The organism is Veillonella sp. R32 (assembly GCF_010093125.1).
Lineage (GTDB): Bacteria > Bacillota > Negativicutes > Veillonellales > Veillonellaceae > Veillonella_A.
Map to the genome: position 1 here is coordinate 91,933 of NZ_NMZQ01000001.1, position 19,404 is coordinate 111,336.

20 protein-coding genes are annotated in these 19,404 nt (G+C 41.1%); all 20 read left to right on the plus strand.

Features of this window, described 5'->3' with window-relative positions; translation table 11 throughout:
• Positions 1-12: 12 nt before the first annotated feature.
• Positions 13-1,176 (plus strand): lipid-A-disaccharide synthase, encoded by a 1,164-nt coding sequence (gene lpxB, locus VER_RS00405; RefSeq protein WP_162098921.1) that lies wholly within the window; start codon positions 13-15, stop codon positions 1,174-1,176.
• Positions 1,163-2,893 (plus strand): lipid A export permease/ATP-binding protein MsbA, encoded by a 1,731-nt coding sequence (gene msbA / locus VER_RS00410; RefSeq protein WP_162098922.1) that lies wholly within the window; start codon positions 1,163-1,165, stop codon positions 2,891-2,893. The genes lpxB and msbA overlap by 14 nt, the downstream gene beginning before the upstream one ends.
• 2 nt (positions 2,894-2,895) lie before the next feature.
• Entirely contained in the window at positions 2,896-4,200 is a 1,305-nt protein-coding gene (locus tag VER_RS00415; protein WP_162098923.1) for a 3-deoxy-D-manno-octulosonic acid transferase, read from the plus strand.
• A gap of 38 nt (positions 4,201-4,238) precedes the next feature.
• Positions 4,239-5,375 carry a tetraacyldisaccharide 4'-kinase gene (gene lpxK / locus VER_RS00420; protein ID WP_162098924.1) on the plus strand — a complete coding sequence of 379 codons (1,137 nt, stop codon included), beginning with the start codon at positions 4,239-4,241 and terminating at the stop codon, positions 5,373-5,375.
• Positions 5,372-6,106 carry a 3-deoxy-manno-octulosonate cytidylyltransferase gene (kdsB, locus tag VER_RS00425; protein ID WP_162098925.1) on the plus strand — a complete coding sequence of 245 codons (735 nt, stop codon included), beginning with the start codon at positions 5,372-5,374 and terminating at the stop codon, positions 6,104-6,106. Before lpxK ends, kdsB begins: the two co-directional genes overlap by 4 nt.
• 57 nt (positions 6,107-6,163) lie before the next feature.
• The gene (gene kdsA, locus VER_RS00430; RefSeq protein ID WP_162098926.1) at positions 6,164-6,982 is read left to right on the plus strand and encodes a 3-deoxy-8-phosphooctulonate synthase; all 819 of its coding nucleotides are present in this window, start codon (positions 6,164-6,166) and stop codon (positions 6,980-6,982) included.
• Positions 6,983-7,009: 27 nt separating this feature from the next.
• Positions 7,010-7,981, plus strand: a complete 972-nt coding sequence (locus VER_RS00435) for an SIS domain-containing protein (protein WP_162098927.1) — start codon at positions 7,010-7,012, stop codon at positions 7,979-7,981.
• Positions 7,981-8,502 (plus strand): HAD family hydrolase, encoded by a 522-nt coding sequence (locus VER_RS00440; protein WP_162098928.1) that lies wholly within the window; start codon positions 7,981-7,983, stop codon positions 8,500-8,502. Before VER_RS00435 ends, VER_RS00440 begins: the two co-directional genes overlap by 1 nt.
• A gap of 20 nt (positions 8,503-8,522) precedes the next feature.
• Complete coding sequence (locus VER_RS00445) at positions 8,523-9,458, plus strand: lysophospholipid acyltransferase family protein (protein WP_162098929.1); 936 nt, start codon at positions 8,523-8,525, stop codon at positions 9,456-9,458.
• On the plus strand, positions 9,445-9,984 hold the full coding sequence (gene lptC / locus VER_RS00450) for an LPS export ABC transporter periplasmic protein LptC (RefSeq protein ID WP_162098930.1): 540 nt from the start codon (positions 9,445-9,447) through the stop codon (positions 9,982-9,984). The genes VER_RS00445 and lptC overlap by 14 nt, the downstream gene beginning before the upstream one ends.
• A gap of 15 nt (positions 9,985-9,999) precedes the next feature.
• A complete protein-coding gene (locus VER_RS00455; protein ID WP_162098931.1) occupies positions 10,000-10,713 on the plus strand; it encodes an LptA/OstA family protein in 714 nt (237 codons plus the stop codon).
• A gap of 12 nt (positions 10,714-10,725) precedes the next feature.
• Entirely contained in the window at positions 10,726-11,445 is a 720-nt protein-coding gene (lptB, locus tag VER_RS00460) for an LPS export ABC transporter ATP-binding protein (protein ID WP_162098932.1), read from the plus strand.
• Between the two features lie 17 nt (positions 11,446-11,462).
• Positions 11,463-12,554, plus strand: a complete 1,092-nt coding sequence (locus VER_RS00465; RefSeq protein WP_162098933.1) for an LptF/LptG family permease — start codon at positions 11,463-11,465, stop codon at positions 12,552-12,554.
• Between the two features lie 194 nt (positions 12,555-12,748).
• Positions 12,749-13,924, plus strand: coding sequence for a DUF3084 domain-containing protein (locus tag VER_RS00470; RefSeq protein ID WP_162098934.1), 1,176 nt, complete (start codon positions 12,749-12,751; stop codon positions 13,922-13,924).
• A 266-nt stretch (positions 13,925-14,190) separates the two neighbouring features.
• On the plus strand, positions 14,191-14,655 hold the full coding sequence (locus tag VER_RS00475; protein ID WP_162098935.1) for a hypothetical protein: 465 nt from the start codon (positions 14,191-14,193) through the stop codon (positions 14,653-14,655).
• Positions 14,656-14,691: 36 nt separating this feature from the next.
• A complete protein-coding gene (locus VER_RS00480; RefSeq protein ID WP_115310009.1) occupies positions 14,692-15,564 on the plus strand; it encodes a YitT family protein in 873 nt (290 codons plus the stop codon).
• Positions 15,565-15,646: 82 nt separating this feature from the next.
• Positions 15,647-16,243, plus strand: a complete 597-nt coding sequence (gene lepB, locus VER_RS00485; RefSeq protein ID WP_162098936.1) for a signal peptidase I — start codon at positions 15,647-15,649, stop codon at positions 16,241-16,243.
• 275 nt (positions 16,244-16,518) lie between these two features.
• Positions 16,519-17,496, plus strand: coding sequence for a glycosyltransferase family 2 protein (locus VER_RS00490; protein WP_162098937.1), 978 nt, complete (start codon positions 16,519-16,521; stop codon positions 17,494-17,496).
• Positions 17,497-17,697: 201 nt separating this feature from the next.
• Positions 17,698-18,630 (plus strand): NlpC/P60 family protein, encoded by a 933-nt coding sequence (locus tag VER_RS00495; RefSeq protein ID WP_162098938.1) that lies wholly within the window; start codon positions 17,698-17,700, stop codon positions 18,628-18,630.
• Between the two features lie 63 nt (positions 18,631-18,693).
• Positions 18,694-19,404, plus strand: coding sequence for a metal ABC transporter ATP-binding protein (locus VER_RS00500; RefSeq protein WP_162098939.1), 711 nt, complete (start codon positions 18,694-18,696; stop codon positions 19,402-19,404).

A 19,404-nucleotide genomic window follows, 5' to 3' on the forward strand; every position in this document is an offset into this window, starting at 1 on the left:
CTGGAGGTTTGGATGAAAGTCATGTTTTCTGCTGGCGAAGCATCAGGGGATACCCATGCAGCTAGCGTAGCGAAGGCGTTAAAAAGCATATATCCGGACGTGACCATGTTTGGCATGGGCGGCTCGCGCATGGCTGAAGCAGGCGTCCAAATCGTGTATGATATTAAGCAATTAGGCTATATTGGCATTGTGGAAGTGATAAAACACTTGCCTTCTTTTTTCAAATTGCGCACATTTTTGAAAGAAACGATGGTCCGTGAACGGCCTGATGTGCTCGTTTGTGTTGACTATCCTGGCTTTAATATGAAGCTAGCCAAAGTAGCTCATGATTTAGGCATTCCTGTTATTTATTACATTGCCCCTACCATTTGGGCTTGGCATCGTAGTCGAGGGAAGGATATTGCTAAGACAGTAACCAAAGTAGCCTCTATTTTCCCTTTTGAGGCGGAAGCGTATCGCCAGTTTGGGGTAGAGGTAGAATTTGTAGGTCATCCTCTATTAGATATTGTGAAACCAGCTATGTCTTATGAAGAGGGACTGGCATACTTTCATATGGAGCCTAATACTAAGCGTGTCTTGCTTATGCCAGGCAGTCGTAAGCAGGAAGTATTAAGTCTATTAGATCGTATGCTAGCAGGGGCTGAAATAGTTATGGCTAAACACCCTAATTTAGCATTTTATTTGCCTAGAGCGCATACGATTGACAAAACAGAGTTAGAAAGCATTACTAAGAAATATAAGGTGCCTGTTACGATTACGGAGGACCAGACCTACGATTTAATGCAATGTTGTGACGTTTGCTTAGCCGCTTCGGGGACAGCCACTTTAGAAACAGCCCTCATGGAGTTGCCTACGATTTTATTGTATCGTCTGTCGCCGATTACCTATGCTTTAGGTAAAGTCCTAGTAAATTTAACTCATGTTGGGTTACCTAATATTGTGGCAGGCCGTGAAGTTATTCCCGAGTTATTGCAAGGTGCTGTTACGCCTGCCAATATTGCTAAGGAATTGAATTCTTTATTAGAGGATACGAAACGACGCCATACGATGATTACAGATTTGCGTTCTGTACGTGATGCCCTTGGCGGAACTGGTGCAGTAGTACGTGTAGCTAAGTTGATTGCTACGGTAGCACAAGCTAACCGGGGTGCGGAGGAAATGAATGGGAAGTTATAAACGATTACTGGTCTATGTAAGACCTTATATAGGCCGTTTGATTTTTGGTTTGATTTGTATGATTATTGCGGCGGCTGCCTATTTGGTAGTGCCTTGGCTGATTAAGGATGTAGTAGATAAAGTGCTACAAGCGAAAGATTTAGCTATGTTGAATCTTGTAGTGGTGGCGATTTTAGCTGTATTTTTAATTCGTGGCTTTGCCACGTATGGTCAGACCTATACTATGTCGTATATTGGGCAGCGCGTTATTATCGATATTCGCGAAGCCTTATTTAAACATTTACAACGTTTGGATCAAGCCTATTTTGATCGCCGTAAAACAGGCGTTGTTATGAGTAATCTTACTAATGATGTGGGGGCTTTACAAACCGCCATTGTGGATAATTTAGTTTCCTTTATTACGGAAGGAGTTACGCTTATTGGGTCGCTAGTATCCATGATTTTAATTGATTGGAAATTGACCTTAGTTACCTTGATTATTGTGCCAGTAGTACTGGGCATTATTAATATTTTTGGGAAACGACTGCGTTCGGCAGGGCACGATGTACAGGGGCGCATTGCGGATATTACGTCTTTATTGCAAGAAGTGATTTCTGGTATCCGTGTAGTTCGCTCGTTTGCTCGGGAAAACCACGAAGTAGTTCGTTTTGAGAAAGAAAATCAAAGAAACTTTTTAGCGGCTATGCGTGCTACGAAATTATCGAGTTTACTCAGTCCATTAGTTGAGTTTTCAGCAGCGATTGCGGTAACAGTTATTCTTTGGTATGGTGGTTACTCCGTAGTAACGGGGGCCATTTCGGCGGGGTCCTTGATTGCCTTTTTGATTTATGCTATTAACTTATCCAATCCGGTAAAACGATTGAGTCAGGTGTATGGTAATATTCAAAAAGCGATGGCTGCTGGGGATCGGGTGTTCGATATTTTAGATACAGAGCCAGAAGTAAAAGAAAAACCAAATGCTACTGCGTTGCCAGAGGTGAGTGGCCATGTGGAATTTGACCATGTGTCCTTCTCCTATGATGGTGAAAAAATGGCATTGCAAGATATGAATTTAGATGTACCGGCAGGTCGGATTATAGCCATTGTAGGGCCTTCTGGAGCGGGTAAAACAACGATTGCTAATTTGTTGCCACGTTTCTATGATGTATCGGCGGGGGCCATTCGCATTGATGGTATTGATGTACGGGATGTGACCTTTACGTCCCTCCGTGAACAGGTCGGTTTGGTACCACAAGAAACGATGTTATTTAATGCTACTATTCGAGACAATATTTTATATGGTCGCTTAAATGGTACGGAAGAAGAAGTATATGAAGCCGCTAAGGCAGCGAATGCGTTAGAGTTTATTGAAAAATTACCTGATGGGTTTGACACGTTAGTTGGTGAGCGTGGTAGTTCTTTATCCGGGGGACAACGGCAACGGATTGCTATAGCGCGGGCTATTTTAAAAGATCCGAAAATATTGATTTTAGATGAAGCTACCTCGGCATTAGATACGGAAAGTGAAAAGTTAGTACAGGAAGCATTAGAACGGCTTATGAAAGGGCGTACGGCGTTTGTGATTGCCCATCGCTTAAGTACGATTAAGAATGCTGATCAGATTGTAGTATTGCGTCAAGGTCAAATTGAAGAGCTCGGGACGCATGAGGAATTATTAGCACAGAATGGTTTATATAAACACTTGTATTCCGTGCAATTTGCAAGTAAAGGACAATAGGGATGTATTGGGTATACAACATATTACTAATTATATATTGGATTGGGTTAATCCCAGTCATCCTTTATCGCTTAGCCTTTGAAGAGGGCTTTTATGAGCGTATCCGTCAAAGTGCGGGACTTATGCCTGATTCCTTAATGCGGAAGATTGAAGGGCGTCGTGCGATTTGGGTGCATGCTGCTTCTGTAGGGGAAATTGTAGCGACTAGTCCTATTGTAAAGGATATTAAGAAGAAATTTCCTGAAGCGGTAGTGGTAGTGTCTGTCGTTACGGCCACTGGCCATGCGATGGCGCATCGAATCATTCCCGAAGCGGAAGGCATTATTTTCTTCCCGCTGGATTTGCCATTTTTAACACAGCGAATTTTGGATATTATTAAGCCAATTACTATTTTGCTAGTTGAAACAGAGATTTGGCCAAACTTTTTACGAATTGCAGAAAAAGAAAAAATTCCTGTAATGATGGTAAATGGTCGTATTAGCGATCGCAGTATGAAACGCTATATGATGATTCGGTCTTTTACTAAAGAAATGTTAGCCTCTATTCAGTATTTCTGTATGCAGTCTAAATTAGATGCTGAGTATATTCAGGTCTTAGGGGCTGCGAAAGAACGCATTACGGTTACAGGGAATACTAAGTATGACCAGACCTATGCGCAGGTTACTGAGGAAGAGAAGCGACAATTACAAGATGAATTTGGTTTTGGTCGTAATCATCCTATTATTGTAGCTGGCAGTACTCACCGTGGTGAAGAAGAAGCGGTGTTGACAGCGTTTAATGAAATTTTAAAGGCCTATCCAGAAGCTCGTTTATTGATTGCTCCGCGAGAAATTATGCGGGGTAATGATGTAAAAGCATTGGCTGAAAAAAATGGTCTACGTGCTATTTGTCGTAGTACTATGACAGGGCCAGTGCATGTGAAAACACCGGTAGTGGTATTGGATACAATTGGTGAATTAGGTCGACTATATAGTTTAGGCGACATCATCTTTGTGGGTGGTTCCTTAGTTAAAACTGGGGGCCATAATATATTAGAACCGGCAGCTCATGGCAAACCGATTTTAGTAGGGCCTCACATGTTTAACTTTAAAGAAATATATTCCTTATTAAGTTCGCGCCATGCGTGCTTGATGGTAAAAGATACTAAAGAGTTAGTAGATACTATGTTACTTTTATGTCGCGATAAGGAATTGCGTGATACGATGGGGCAAAATTGTTTAGATATTGTCCATGAAAATCGTGGTGCTACGCAGCGTAATACGGAAGAATTGCGCAAGTTATTTGAATCCCACCAGATTATTCCATAGATGTAATTATTTAGTCTATGGTAAAGGAGGTAGAGCTCATGAATGGGGAACGATTGTTTAAGCATATAGTAAGCGGTAAGGCTAAAGGCCCTTTGGCTAGTGTGGCTCGGACTGGTTTAGGCGTACTAAGTGTTGCTTATGCACAAGGGGTACAACAACGGAACAAGAAGTTTGATAGAGCTGATGGCGTTATTCGTGCTGCGGCGCCTGTTATTAGTGTCGGCAATATTACAGCTGGCGGCACCGGTAAAACACCGATGGTTCGTTATATTTGTCAGTACTTAGAGTTGGCTAATTATGCACCAGCTATTTTGAGCCGTGGCTATCGTGCGAAAGATAATGAAGAGGCTATTGTTGTATCACGGCGTGGCCGGTTGGAAGTAACCCCTGCAGTAAGTGGTGATGAAGCTTGGCTCCTAGGTAAAGGTTTGGGCCATACTAGCGTTGTTATTGGGCGTAAACGGGTTAAATCCGCTCAATTAGCGACAGCCACTTTAGGGAGTGATATACTAGTATTAGATGATGGTTTTCAACATCGTCAGCTAGGTCGCGATTTAGACATTGTTCTCATTGATGCAGCTAACCCATTTGGCTATGGTCATGTATTACCGCGTGGCTTATTACGTGAACCTTTAACGGGCTTGCAACGGGCTGATGTGATTGTTTTAACTAAGACAGATCAAGTGCCAAGCGATATTTTATTTGGCATTAAACAACAACTTTTGAAATGGGCGCCACAGGCACCTATTATGACAACCGTTCATCAGTCATTGGGGATTCAAACGTTGGCATCGTGGGAACGCAATGAAGCACCACAAACGGCACCAGTGGGGCTTGAAGAACCAAATTTTTTGACTGTTAGTGGTATTGGGCAACCGGATTCCTTCCGCCATACCGTGACTTCCTTAGGGTATACGGTGTGCCATAGTTTAGATTTTGGCGATCATCATGAATATACTACTGATGATGTGGTGCGCATGTGGAGTGAAGCATTTGCTAAAGGGGCGAATGCTATTGTAACGACCGAAAAAGATGCAGTTAAATTAAGTCAGTTACAAGCGGTTCATGATTTGAAAATTCCTGTATTCGTAATTCCTATTGGCATTGCCTTTACAGAGGGCGAAGAACAGTTTAAAACTTATATTAGTGAGGTTGGAAAGAAGGTTACACTATGAAAATAGCTTGTGTCATTCCTGCTCGATATGCGTCTACTCGTTTGCCTGGTAAACCGTTAGCTGATATTGCTGGCAAACCTATGATTCAACGAGTGTATGAACAAGTTTCAAAAGCTACGGTACCGGATGACGTCATTGTTGCTACCGATGATCAACGAGTGGCAGAGGCTGTCAATACTTTTGGTGGGACTGTAGTTATGACGAAAGCCGATCATCTGACAGGTACGGATCGTCTAGCAGAGGTGGCTGAGTTACGTCCTGACATTGATGTTATTATTAATGTACAAGGGGATGAACCTTTAATCGAAGCCTCGTTGATTGACGAATTAAGTGCTTTATTCAAGGATGATAGTCAGTTACAAATGGCAACGGTAGGCGCTCCTTTGCAAGAAGCGGAATATGGAGAACCGTCAGCCGTTAAAGTGGTATGTAATTTAAAGGGCTATGCTATGTATTTCTCGCGCTCTTTAATTCCTTATCCACGAAATGCTTTTGTCAATCCCCCGTTGAAGCATATTGGTATTTATGCGTATACGCGTGATTTCTTATTAGAATTTGCTCGATTAGCACCAACACCAGCAGAATTAACGGAATCCTTAGAACAATTGCGAGCCTTAGAAAATGGTGTAGCTATACGAGTAATTAAAACAGACGCACGCTTCGTGGGGGTAGATACACCAGAAGATTTAGCGGCTGTTAATGAAATCTTTAAAGCAAAAGAACAGTCGTAATCGGCTGGTTATACTACATAGTATTTGATAGATAGTGAGATTAAAAAGGAGACATCCATGAAAGAAGTAAAAGTTGGCAACTTAACCCTTGGTGGTGGTAAAGGCTTATTCTTATTAGCTGGTCCTTGTGTAATTGAGGATCCTGAACGGACTTTAAATATTGGTCGTCGCACTAAAGAAATTTGCGACCGTGTGGGCATTCCTTATATTTTTAAAGCCTCTTTTGATAAGGCTAATCGCTCTAGCTTTGGGTCTTTCCGTGGGCCAGGTCTGGAAGAAGGGCTTAAGATTTTAAGCCATATTAAAAAAGAGTTACAAGTACCTATCGTAAGTGATATTCATTCGGTAGAGCAAATTGAACCAGCTGCTGAAGTGCTTGATATTTTACAAATTCCTGCGTTCTTATGTCGCCAAACGGATTTAGTATATGGAGCAGCGAAAACAGGCAAATGTATTAACGTGAAAAAAGGGCAGTTCTTAGCACCAAAAGATATGAGCAATGTGGTGAAAAAGGTGGAAGAAGCGGGTAATCACAATTTGATGCTTACTGAACGAGGCGCTACCTTTGGGTATAATAACTTAGTAGTGGATATGCGTTCTTTCCCTATTATGCGTAGTTTTGATTACCCAGTTATCTTTGATGCAACCCATAGCGTGCAATTACCAGGTGGTGCTGGTACTAGTTCTTCAGGACAACGTGAATTTGTACCCAATTTGGTACGGGCAGCCGTAGCGGCTGGCGTGGATGGCTTATTTATGGAAGTTCATGACAAGCCAGAAGAAGCTTTATCTGACGGTCCGAATATGGTACGTTTAGATGATTTAGAAGCGCTGTTGCGCGATTTGGTAGCCATTGATAAAATTGTAAAAGGTTAATTGACGAATAGAGGGGATGGATCATCCATGAACGTTTTAGAACAAGCAGCACAGGTGCTTCACGAAGAAGCGCAGGCCATTGAAAAACTAATTACCACCTTAGATAGTAATTTTACAGAGGCCGTTAATATGATTTTGAATTCCAACGGTCGCGTTGTATGTACGGGCATGGGAAAATCAGGTCATATTGCTCGTAAAGTAGCGGCTACGCTAGCTTCAACAGGCACACCTGCCTTATTTTTACATCCTGGTGAAGGGGTGCATGGTGATTTAGGTATGGTCACATCGGAAGATATTGTGTTAGCTTTTTCTAATAGTGGTGAAACGAGCGAAGTTATCAGTTTATTACCTTCTTTACGCCGTATTGGGGCGCGTCTTATTAGCGTAGTAGGGAAGCATAATTCTACCTTAGCTAAGAATTCCGATATTGTTCTCTTAGTAGAAGTGGAACGAGAAGCGTGTCCGCTTGGCTTAGCACCTACTACAAGTACGACTGTGGCGTTAGCTTTGGGTGATGCTTTAGCAGTATGTTTATTGGATCGTCATAAATTTACGCCTGAGAATTTTGCCATTTTCCATCCCGGTGGTTCCTTGGGGCGTAAATTATTGCTTACTGTAGAAAACATTATGCACAGTGGCGAAGATAATCCTGTGGTCTATAAAGGGGCGACTGTTCGTGATGCTTTATTTGTGATGACGGAAAAAGGCTTAGGCGCTACTAATGTAGTGGATGAAGATGGCCGCTTGTTAGGGCTTGTAACGGATGGTGATATTCGTCGCGGTTTAGATGCAGGCAGTAATTTCTTAGAATGGCCAGTAGAGGATATGATGACGGCTATGCCACGAACCATTACAAAAGATAAATTGGCTGCCGAAGCCTTACATTTAATGGAAAAGAATCAACCTCGTCCAATTACGGTGTTGCCAGTAGTGGACGATAACAAACATTGTTTAGGTATTGTCCATATTACTGACTTATTACGTCGAGGTATTGTATAATGAACATAAAATGTTTAATTCTAGATGTAGACGGTGTGATGACGGAAGGCGGTATTATTTATACTGCCAAGGGTGATGAAATCAAGTGTTTTAACTCACAAGACGGTTTAGGCCTAGCGTTAGCGCGTCTCGGGGGCTTGAAATTGGCCGTTATTACAGGCCGTCACTCTGAAATGGTAGATCGTCGCACCAAGGAATTAAAATTTGATTTTGTCCGTATGGGCTGTCATAATAAGACAGAAGCTATTAAAGAATTAGCTGCGGAATTAGACATTTCAACGGATGAAATGGCGTATATGGGGGATGACCTTAATGATTTAGGGGCTCTTTCCGTAGTAGGCTTTCCTATGGCACCGGCTAATGGGGTAGCTGAAGTTAAAGCAGTGGCTAAATTTATTACTACAAAAGGTGGCGGTCACGGTGCTGTTCGTGAAGCTATCGAATATATTTTTAAGGAAGTTGGTCGTTGGGACCAATTAGTTGATGATTATCGTAATGAAGTATATAGTCAAGGTCAGTAGCGAAAGGAGGTACGTACGGTATGTCAAATGAGTGGCAATATAAATTGTTAAAAGGCTTAAGTGCTTTAACTTGTAAGATGTCGTATCGCACGATACTTCGTATAGGGGCGACGTTAGGACCTTTATATTCGCTTGTAGGGAAAAAACAAAAGAAGCGAGGTATTTATAATGTAATGAAAGGCATGAATGTGTCGGAAGCTGAGGCTGCTCAAATTTTAGAAGAATTATTCAAGAATTTGGGACGGTCCGCTTTGGAAATTCTATACATGCCGAATTTAACCAAGGAATTTATTGCTGAGCATATTGAAATGTACGGCTTAGAATATTTAGATAAAGCCTTAGCTGAACAACGAGGGGTCGTTATTTTGACAGCCCATGTGGGCAACTGGGAATGGATGGGGGCAGCCTTAGCGGCTTGTGGCTATCCATCCACAACCATAGTTAAAAAACAACCTAATGCACAGGTGACACGCTTGCTCAATGAATACCGTGAAATGGTCGGCTTAGAAGTATTTGCTCGTGGTGGGTCTGAAATGATTCGGGCTGTAAAAGCAATGAAACAGAAGAAGTTATTAGGTTTCTTAGCGGATCAAGATGGTTATATTCAAGGCTTACCAGTTGAGTTCTTAGGTCAGGATTCCTCGGCCGTTACAGGGCCAGCTACGTTTGCCCAGAAATTTAAAGCACCAGTAGTGCCTGTATTTACCCATCGCAAGGCTGACGGTATTGGCCATGTGGTAGAAATTTTACCGCCGCTTTATTATGAAGATACGGGCCATGAAGCGGAAGACATTTACCGTTTAACAGAAGCCACGGTGCGGGTAACAGAAGATTTTATTCGCCAACATCCAACGGAATGGCTTTGGTTCCAACATCGCTGGAATACGAAATTGCATGAAATTGTAGATATTGATGAGAAATTGAAGGTGAGGGACGCAGTACATGCTAAAGAATAAGAAAACAATCTTAGGTATAGCCATTGTGGCGTTGCTCATCGGTCTGTTCGTGTGGATTTTCTTAATCAGTGATGGCGATACGGCCTCGGATCCTACTCAGCCAAAGGGAAATTTGGTGACTTTTGAAGGGTCCACTATTACGGAGGAGCAAGCCGGTAAGCTAGCTTGGTCAGTGACGGCGGAGCAGATTAAAGTCAATCCAAAGACTAAAGAAATTTATCTGACGAATATGAAGGGCACTTTTTACGATGGGGATAAGACTTTAGTTGTTACGGCCCCGCGAGGTTATATGACTGGTGACCATAGTAAATTTCAATTAGCTGGTGGTGTAAAAGGCACCAATGGAGCCGATGTAGAATTGACAACAGAAGCAATTGCTTTTGATAATAAGACGAAAAAGTTAACGTCAGACACTCCGTTTACCTTTACCAATCAAGAGGCAACGGTGACAGGTGACAAATTAGAAGCAGATACGGTACTCAATAAAGTAACTGCTCATGGTCATGCTAAATTGGTTAGAAAGTGATGGGAGGACTCATAAATGAAATTGTCAAAAGTAATGGCGATTACCGCATTGGCGGCTAGTATAGCGGTGCCTGCCTGGGCAGCGACTTCTAATATGACAATTACCGCAGATGTGTTGCAATATGATGGTAATAGCGGCTTAGCACAGGCTAAGGGGAATGTAGTTATTATCAATGAAGATAAAACGATGACGGGCAAAGAAGGCTGGTATAATACGAAGACTCAAGAAGCTCGTTTAACAGGTGGTATTAGTATGATTGGTACCGATACTTCTATGTCCGCGCAAGAATTACATAGTACGAATAATGAACAATTAGAAGCTAAAGGTAATGTACGCTTGCAAAAAGAAAACAAGCAAGTATTTGGTGACATTGTAACGTATAATACGAAGACGGAATATGGTACTTCTCGAGGCCATGGTAAATTAGTTATGGATGATGCTGTACTTACTGGTGATTATATTGAAGGTTGGTTAGGGCAAATTCGTGCGACCGCTCAAGGCAATGTAACCTTGCATAGTGCTAAGCATAATTTAGATGCTAGTGCCGATAATGCGGTGTATACGCAAACGCCTGGTCAAGATGATGGGGTAGCGTATCTTACTGGCAATGCACATGCCGTACAGAATGGTAATGTGCTCAATGCACCAGAATTAAAATTAGAAATGAAAGATAATTCAGTACAAACTGTAGGGGGCCGTAGTACCTTAGTTATTACGCCACAACAGTAAGGAGTTGCCTTAATGTTTATTGAAACGAAGGATTTAGTAAAAACCTATAAGGGCCGTAATGTAGTTGATGGCGTTAGTGTCCGTGTGGAAGAAGGCGAAGTAGTTGGTTTATTAGGCCCCAATGGGGCTGGTAAGACTACGACTTTCTACATGATTGTAGGGATTGAAAAACCAAATAAAGGAAGCATTACGATTGGTGGTAAAGATATTTCCCATATGCCTATGTATAAGCGGGCTGACCAAGGTATTGGTTATTTACCACAAGAGGCCTCCGTCTTTCGATCTTTATCGGTAGAAGACAATATTCGGGCCATGTTAGAAACGACGGAGAAATCAAAACAAGAAATTGAAGCTACTGTAGAGTCCTTGTTGCAAGAATTCCATATTGAACATGTACGTCACCGCCAAGGTATGCAGTTGTCGGGCGGTGAACGTCGGCGTGTGGAAATCGCTCGTTGTATTGCGTTAGCGCCACGATTTATTTTATTAGATGAACCATTTGCTGGCGTTGATCCAATTGCAGTAGCCGATATTCAATCCATTATTCGACATTTGAAAGAACGCGGTATTGGGGTCTTGATTACGGACCACAATGTACGTGAAACCTTAGGTATTGTAGACCGGGCTTATATTTTAAGTAATGGTAAAATATTACTAGAAGGGTCTGCTGATGAAGTAGCTAATAGTCCAGTAGCGCGTAAGCATTACTTAGGGGATAGTTTTAATTTATAGGGGTCAGGTGAACACGAATGCGTATATTAGATAAATATATATTGAAAAGCTTTGTCGGCCCCTTTCTCTTTGGTATATTTGCTTTTACCAGTATTTTTGTAGGGACGGGGACTTTATTCCGGATTGCTCAGTACATTACGGAATATGGTGCCTCCTTGTGGGCCGTAACGCGAGCTTTTATTTTGGCCTTGCCAAGTATTGTAGTCCTTACTTTCCCTATGGCCGTGTTATTGGCTTCCTTACTAGCCTTTGGGCGTTTGAGTGGTACGAGTGAAATCATTGTTATGCGTGCTGGGGGCCTTAGCTTTTTACGGTTAGCTATGCCAGTGTATATTGCGGCTTTCTTTATTTCTATCGGTGCTATTGCCTTTAATGAATATGTAGTCCCAGCGGCAAATCATGCGTATCAAAACATTATTCGCAATGAAATTAAAAAACAAGCAGAACCGCCAGCGCAGGAACATATTGTACTAAAAACGATGGAGGGGGATGAAATTAGCACCCTCATGTATGCTAAAAAATATGATTCCAAGACGAAGTTAATTACTGGTGTAACAGCGCAACTATTTACAAATGGTAATGTAACCCAGATTGAACATGCTGAAACGGCTACTTGGAATGGTACCTATTGGGTTATGCACGATGGGGTTATTTATGATTTAGCAGTTGATGGCAATGGTATTGAACGAACTTTACGTTTTAAAGATCAAGTATTGCCAATTGCGAAAGATCCCGATCAAATTTCTCAAGAACAACGAGATCCTGAAGAAATGACAATCAAGGAGTTACGGGAGCAAATCAAAGCGTTAAAAGCGAGTCATGTAAAATCGACTAAATGGGAAATGGAAATGTATCAACGATTTACAATCCCTATTGCTAGCTTTGTCTTTGCCTTGGTAGGGGCCCCTTTAGGCCTTCAAAAGCAACGGTCAAGTTCCTCCATTGGTTTTGGCCTTAGTGTTTTAATTATTTTTGTTTATTATGGCGTCATGACCTTTACCGGTGCTTTGGGTAAAGGCGGGGCGTTGCCACCAGTAGTAGCGGCGATTATACCAGATACCTTAGGGATTATTGCTGGTTTGTGGCTAAACTGGAAAGTATCAAAATAAATACAGAATAAGTGCAGTCTATATAAAACGACCTTGAGATAGCAATCAAGGTCGTTTTTATATGATAAATAATACTTTTTTCATAGTAATTCACTTTTTCTTTTTTTGAAAATAGAGTACAATAGAAACTGAGCATAAGATATAGAGTACCGTATATAGACTAAGTATGAGTTAGTGAAAGGAGCGCACCTTCTATGTTGGTAGGTTTGAATATTATATTAATCATCGCTATCATGGGTGGGGCGATTGCGTTCATTGGCGATAAATTAGGATCTAGAATAGGCAAAAAAAGAATGTCTATTTTTGGCTTACGGCCAAAACATACCTCCATTATTATGACGATTATTACGGGGATTTTTATTTCCGCCAGTACGTTGGGGATTTTGGCCTTTGCTTCTGAAAATGTACGAATTGCTTTATTTGGGATGGAGCAATTGCAAGCTGAAATGGATCAATTAAATAGTGATGTAGCTGCTAAAAATAAAGAATTAGAGGCTGGTAAAAAAGAGTTAAGTGAAAAGACAGTGGCTTTAAATACTATGCGTAAAGATGTGCAAGCCACTCAAGAAGAATTAGAAGAGGCACGAGCTGCTCGTAACTCTATGAGCGAAGAATTAATTTCGGTGCAAGAAGCGTATCGACAAGCGGATGCGCGGTTAGCACAGTCTACTAATGATGTAAAGGCTTTAGAAAGTACTAAACAGGAATTAGAGGCTCACATTGAAGATTTGAAAGTAACCACTAAGCGGTTAGAAGAAGGGATTACGCATGTTCGTGAAGGCACTGTTTTATTCCGTGTTGGTGAAGTGCTCAGTGGCGCGTTAATTCGTCCAGGCCTTAATGAAGAAGAAAGTGCGAAAGCAATTACCAATGTATTGAATGATACGAATGGCTTAATTTTACGCCGTTTAGGCATTGATGAAAATAAGGCTGTTATTTATGTAAGCCGTTCTAATTTAGAAGACGTAGCTAAACAAGTGGCTAATGCGTCGGAACCAATGACCATTCGCATAACGGCAGCGGCTAATATTATTTATGGTGAAGCGGCGTTGGCAGAAATTCATGCGTATCCTTATCGCAAAGTATATGATAAGGGGGATGTCATTTGGACGACCACAGTACAAGGTGGTGGAGATGCACAATTTACAGTATTATCGTTCTTAAAAGATGTAAATGGGCAGGCTAAGACACAGGGTATTTTACCCGATCCACTGAGTGGTGATGTAGGTTCAATGCCAGGTGATGAATTGTTTGATACCATTCGTGAGCTCAGTCGTATGTCCGGGTCGGTTCGTTTAGAAGCAGTCGTACGGGAAGATACTTATACGACTGGACCGGTACAAATAGAGTTGCGATTGAGTCCGGAGTAGTTATGGTAATTATGCATAAAATGCATAATTTAGATTAAAATTAGTAACTAAGCGTTATTGACTTTATGGTATAATAAGTATATCGAAAATATTCGCTTATATGGTTGAATACATCCGTTTAAAGTATTTAAGGATGTATATTGGGTTAATACATAGGCGTTTATTTTCAGAGATTACTATGCCGGAACAGATACAAATGCTGCCGATAGCTTAGCTACCGACAGCATTTTTTGTGGACATTTCTGATTAAAAGGAGGCGTATTACGATGAATAGCGATCAATTATCAGGTATAAGGGACCAAGCTTTATTGTTAGCTGTCGACCCAGGCCGTGAGAAAAGTGGCGTTGCTATTATGATTCGCGATACTGCTGAATTAGTAGTTAAAGCTATTTATCCGACGGATCAATTAGACCGTCAGTTACAAGCCTTAGGCGAGCAGTATAAGGGGCATATTAAAGAGCTAGTCTGCGGTAATGGGACCAATCACAAATATGTATTTCACTTGTTGGAAAATTTGGCGAAGCAATGGGCTATAACGGCGCAGCTTGCTGAAGAGGCCCATACTACTGAAATGGCTAGAAAACGCTATTTTCAGTGTCATCCGCCAACGGGCTTGAAGCGGTTAGTACCAAAAGGCATGTTATATCCACCAGTGCCAGTTGATGATTTTACAGCTTGGATTATTGGTGAACAATATATTTTAAAGATGTCTAAACATGCACAAGTTTAGACAAAGATGAGTTGCAAAGGAGAAAGGGGATACGCAATGGCTGCTTATAAAAAAGCACAAAAACTTACTTGGAAAGATATTTTAATACGTTATATATGGATTGTAATTGGTGCCGCCATATATACTTTTGGACTCGATGTATTATTGGTACCTAAAAGCATCATCGACGGTGGTGTAGTTGGTTTAGCCTTGATGGCAGCGGAATTAACCGGCATTTCCTTCAGTATTTATTTGGTACTGATTAATCTGCCATTCCTCTATGTGGGCTATAAATTGATAGGACGTAGTTTTACGGTAGCTACTTTATTTGGCGTTGTATGTATTTCTATTATGTCTTTGTACATGCATACGATTACGCCACCTGATATTGATCCTTTCTTAGCCTCTATCTTTGGTGGGGTCATCCTTGGTATCGGGGTAGGGCTCATTATTCGTAATGGGGGCTCTTTGGATGGTGTAGAAATTGTAGCTATTATTATGGATAAGAAAAGCTCCTTCTCGGTAGGTGAAATCGTTATGATTTGTAACTTATTTATCTTAGGAGCGGCTGGTTTTGTTTATAGCTGGAATAGTGCTATGTATTCCTTAATTGCTTACTTTGTTGCCTATAAAATGATGGATATGACTATTACCGGTCTAGAAGAGTCTAAGGGCATTATGATTATTACTGATAGCCCTGATGAAATTCGTGAAGTCCTTATGCATCGCCTTGGCCGTGGTGTAACTGTTTTATTCGGTGAAGGTGGCTATTCAAAAGAACCAAAAAAAGTGTTATACTCAGTAGTGACGCGTCTTGAGATTACAAAAATGAAAGACATCGTGTATGAACAAGATGAAAACGCGTTTATTACTATTACTGACGTACATGATGTATTTGGTGGTCAATTCGGTAAGAAGACGATTCACTAAGTGGCTGTATGCGGTTCTTGGAGAAAGGAGTCTAGCGTAGCGTTTGCTTGTTAAGGAGTAGGTCAAACGGCTAGAAATTTATATGGCAGAAGAAAAGACAATTGGTAAACAAATTATACATGAAATAGGCGAATGGTTATATGCCATTATTATTGCGTTGGCGATTGCCATTGTAGTTCATTTATTTGTAGGTCAAATTACGCGTGTATCTGGCGAGTCTATGGAAGATACATTTCACAATGGTGACTTCTTAGTGGTATCAAAATGGGACCACGTACGTGGCAATATGCCTAATTATGGTGATATTGTGATCATTGATAGTCGCGTTAACCGTGAACGCACTTGGCAAGATGATGTGACGGATGTAGTATCTAATTATTTATCCGTGTTTAGCAAGTCAGCAGAACGGCATGATGCTTGGGTAAAACGTGTTATTGGCTTACCTGGTGACACCTTAGAATTTAAAGGCGGTCATGTATGGCGTAATGGGCAGGAGTTAGAAGAGCCTTATACGAAGGAGCCTACTATGAATTATTCGCAGACGGCTCCAGTAGTTATTCCAGAAGGTCATGTATTTGTTATGGGGGATAATCGTAATCACTCTAGTGATAGTCGCTTTATTGGACCAGTACCAGTTAAAAATGTCATTGGTCACGTAGTGTATGATCTTAGTTTTTAATCTTAAACTTGTGAATTTAATACTTTACATCTCTCTTTTAGGCATGGCCTAAGAACGGGATCGATAATGGAAACAGTTGTGTCTTGGTTAGCTGAGGTTCAACTGTTTTTGTTTGTTTAGAGGGCCTGTTTAGTGAGTCATTTTACTTTGAGCGTTGGAGATGTTTTGCCTCTTTAAAAAGGGTGAAGTTTAATGTTTATTTATGCTTTGTTTATTTGCCAAAGTTTTAAAAATTTAGTAAAATGAAGTCGCAATCAAGGAAACGGAGGCAGAGTATGTTATTGTCAGTAGTGGTGCCCGTATATAATGAAGAGGCAAATATTAAAAAATTTTATAGTTCTGTAAAAGCCGTATTAAATACGTTACCTTATGAACAGGAAATCATCTTTGTAGATGATGGCTCTGCTGATAATTCAGCTTTAATGCTTAAACATATTGCTGAGGAGGATAAGGCTGTTAAAGTATTGTTATTGGCTCGTAATTTTGGTCATCAATTAGCTTTGACTTGTGGCCTAGATTATGCTAAGGGGGATGCTGTTATTACCATGGATGGGGATATGCAACATCCACCTGAATTAATTCCTCAACTCGTGCATTTATGGGAGGAAGGTCACGATGTAGTACGGACGATTCGTGATTCTACAGAAGATGCTAGTTGGGCCAAAGCCTTCACGTCTAAGTATTACTATAAATTAATGAATAAAATGGCGAATGTACCTATTGTAGAAGGTGGGTCTGATTTTCGCCTCATGAATCGTAAAGCGTTAAATACTTTGTTGCGCTTTAGAGAACATGGTCGCTTTTTGCGCGGTATAGTAGGAGATATTGGCTATAATCAAGCGGAAATTCATTTTGTGGCACCCCCTCGATTTGCCGGTAAATCTAAATTTAGTGTTCGTAAAATGTTGCATTTTGCCTTAGATGGGATTGCAGCATTCTCCAAAGTACCACTACGAGCTGCCTTTTATGTAGGCTTGTTATCTGGTTTGTTGAGCCTAATTATGATTTTGCATATTTTATTCGTTCACTTTTTCACGGACTCGGCTGTTAGTGGTTGGGCTACTTTAGGTGTAGCTATTTTTTTCCTCGGTGGCGTGCAATTAATTGGCCTTGGTATTATTGGGGAATATGTAGGTCGCGTATTTGAAGAAGTGAAACATCGTCCCTTGTATTGGGTGCGCGATAGTTTTAATTGCGAGGCTAGTCATAAGCAAAATCCACAGTCAGAGTCATATAATCAGATGCCTAAATAGGAAAATTAAATTTCGAATACTTGCTTTATATACTACCAGAGTATCTTTTTAGAGGCTCTGGTACTGTTATAATATACTGTAATTGAGTAGGATATAGCCAGTGTACTACATTGTGTGGTATAATAAAGAGTAAACAGTTCGACTTGTCATAGCTCGAGCTGCTAAAGAAGTGTACTCAGAGATTAGTTTGAGGATAAGGCTATGAAATCAATTCAAAGAAAAGTCGCCTTAGCAGCGGCTATGGTATTAGTGGTAGGTTCTCACTGGGGAGTCAGTGCTGCTAGTTATACTTATGGCGCTAAGGGTGGCGATATTCCAGCGATTCAGAAGAAATTGATTGCTGCTGGTTATAATGCTCGCTTGAATGGTGAGTATGATGCAAATACTAAATGGGCCGTTCGTTTATATCAACGAGATAATGGTTTGCCCGTGAATGGTGTACTAGATGCTACTACGTATAAGAAATTGATGGGCAAATCGTTGAATGAAAAAACAGTGGCTAGTTTGGGGCGTATGTCTGATGAAAAGATTGCCGCAGAAATGGCAGCTGGTCGTAAAAGTACGAGTACTGTCAAAGCTAGCGATAGTGAAACAGCAGCGTCTCCTAAAGTAGCTAACAAGGCAATAAAGACGAAAGCGAATGCTAAGCAAGGTAAACAAACTAGCAAAAGTAAAGATAAGACGAGTCAAAGCAAATCAAGCAGTTCGTCAAGCTTGTTAGATCCAATTGAACCTGATTTTATTTTTACAAAAACGGCGAATGTGCCAAAATCAGTGCGGACAATTCTTAAAGAAGCAGAAAGCTATAGTGGGGTGCCTTATTTATTTGGTGGTACTACGCCAAAGGGCTTTGACTGCTCTGGCTATGTGCGCTATGTATTTGCTAAGTCGGGGATTACCTTACCACGCAGTGCTGATGAGCAATATACAGTGGGACAAAAGATTGGTAAGCATAATTTGCAACCGGGCGATTTAGTATTTTTCCAAACCTATGAACAAGGTGTATCTCATTCAGGGATTTACATTGGGGAAGGTAAATTTATTAGTGCTACCTCTAGTCGTGGCGTAACGGTAGCCAACATTAATGATGGCTATTGGGGCGAACGCTATATTGGAGCTAAGCGCGTAATTTAAGGTATATTGTGAAGAGGAGGCTCCAGCCTCCTCTTTTAGCCTATATAGCACAAGGAGTATTACATGGGCGAAATTGTTTTAGAGAAGGTACAATTTAATTACGAGCAAGACAGTATCTTACGGGATATTTCCGTTACTATACCAGAAGGGGACTTCACCATTGTAGTAGGCCCTAATGGCGCAGGGAAGACGACCTTTTTACGTTTGGTGGCTGGTTTATTACAGCTAGCTAGTGGCAGCGTAACTATTGATGGCTATACGGTAAGTGAAGCGCAACGTTTAGGCTTATTGCATTTAGTGCCTCAGATTTATAATAAAAATGCGGCTCAATTTCCGGCTACTTGTGGCGAAATTGTAGAGCTAGGGTTACGTATTCAAGGCATTAAACATAAAGAACGACAAGCATTAGCTCATAAAGCGTTGGCACAGGTGGGCATGGCGGAGTTTACGCATCGCCGGATTGGAGATTTAAGTGGTGGGCAACAGCAACGGGTCATGATTGCCCAGGCATTAGCTAGAGGTCCTAAGTATTTATTGTTAGATGAACCAACTAGTGGTATTGACTATCAAGTGAGCGAGCATATTATGACACTATTGCGTCAATTATGTGATGAAGGTATGACTATTCTTATGGTCACTCATGATATTGTAGATGCTTGTGAAGTGGCCAATCAAGTGATTTGTATCAATCGTCATGTTTGTTACGAAGGGAATAGTCAGGGGTTTTTAGATAGCCATATGGGCACCTCGTTGGCTTGGCATATAGGAGGTTAA

Coding starts and splice junctions, on each gene's coding strand:
- VER_RS00490 (WP_162098937.1), top strand. CDS start 16,519: ATGTTATTGTCAGTAGTGGTGCCCGTATATAATGAAGAGGCAAATATT.
- VER_RS00435 (WP_162098927.1), top strand. CDS start 7,010: ATGAACGTTTTAGAACAAGCAGCACAGGTGCTTCACGAAGAAGCGCAG.
- lepB (WP_162098936.1), top strand. CDS start 15,647: ATGGCAGAAGAAAAGACAATTGGTAAACAAATTATACATGAAATAGGC.
- kdsB (WP_162098925.1), top strand. CDS start 5,372: ATGAAAATAGCTTGTGTCATTCCTGCTCGATATGCGTCTACTCGTTTG.
- VER_RS00465 (WP_162098933.1), top strand. CDS start 11,463: ATGCGTATATTAGATAAATATATATTGAAAAGCTTTGTCGGCCCCTTT.
- kdsA (WP_162098926.1), top strand. CDS start 6,164: ATGAAAGAAGTAAAAGTTGGCAACTTAACCCTTGGTGGTGGTAAAGGC.
- VER_RS00475 (WP_162098935.1), top strand. CDS start 14,191: ATGAATAGCGATCAATTATCAGGTATAAGGGACCAAGCTTTATTGTTA.
- VER_RS00480 (WP_115310009.1), top strand. CDS start 14,692: ATGGCTGCTTATAAAAAAGCACAAAAACTTACTTGGAAAGATATTTTA.
- VER_RS00470 (WP_162098934.1), top strand. CDS start 12,749: ATGTTGGTAGGTTTGAATATTATATTAATCATCGCTATCATGGGTGGG.
- lpxB (WP_162098921.1), top strand. CDS start 13: ATGAAAGTCATGTTTTCTGCTGGCGAAGCATCAGGGGATACCCATGCA.
- lptC (WP_162098930.1), top strand. CDS start 9,445: ATGCTAAAGAATAAGAAAACAATCTTAGGTATAGCCATTGTGGCGTTG.
- VER_RS00455 (WP_162098931.1), top strand. CDS start 10,000: ATGAAATTGTCAAAAGTAATGGCGATTACCGCATTGGCGGCTAGTATA.
- VER_RS00500 (WP_162098939.1), top strand. CDS start 18,694: ATGGGCGAAATTGTTTTAGAGAAGGTACAATTTAATTACGAGCAAGAC.
- VER_RS00495 (WP_162098938.1), top strand. CDS start 17,698: ATGAAATCAATTCAAAGAAAAGTCGCCTTAGCAGCGGCTATGGTATTA.
- VER_RS00445 (WP_162098929.1), top strand. CDS start 8,523: ATGTCAAATGAGTGGCAATATAAATTGTTAAAAGGCTTAAGTGCTTTA.
- VER_RS00440 (WP_162098928.1), top strand. CDS start 7,981: ATGAACATAAAATGTTTAATTCTAGATGTAGACGGTGTGATGACGGAA.
- msbA (WP_162098922.1), top strand. CDS start 1,163: ATGGGAAGTTATAAACGATTACTGGTCTATGTAAGACCTTATATAGGC.
- VER_RS00415 (WP_162098923.1), top strand. CDS start 2,896: ATGTATTGGGTATACAACATATTACTAATTATATATTGGATTGGGTTA.
- lptB (WP_162098932.1), top strand. CDS start 10,726: ATGTTTATTGAAACGAAGGATTTAGTAAAAACCTATAAGGGCCGTAAT.
- lpxK (WP_162098924.1), top strand. CDS start 4,239: ATGAATGGGGAACGATTGTTTAAGCATATAGTAAGCGGTAAGGCTAAA.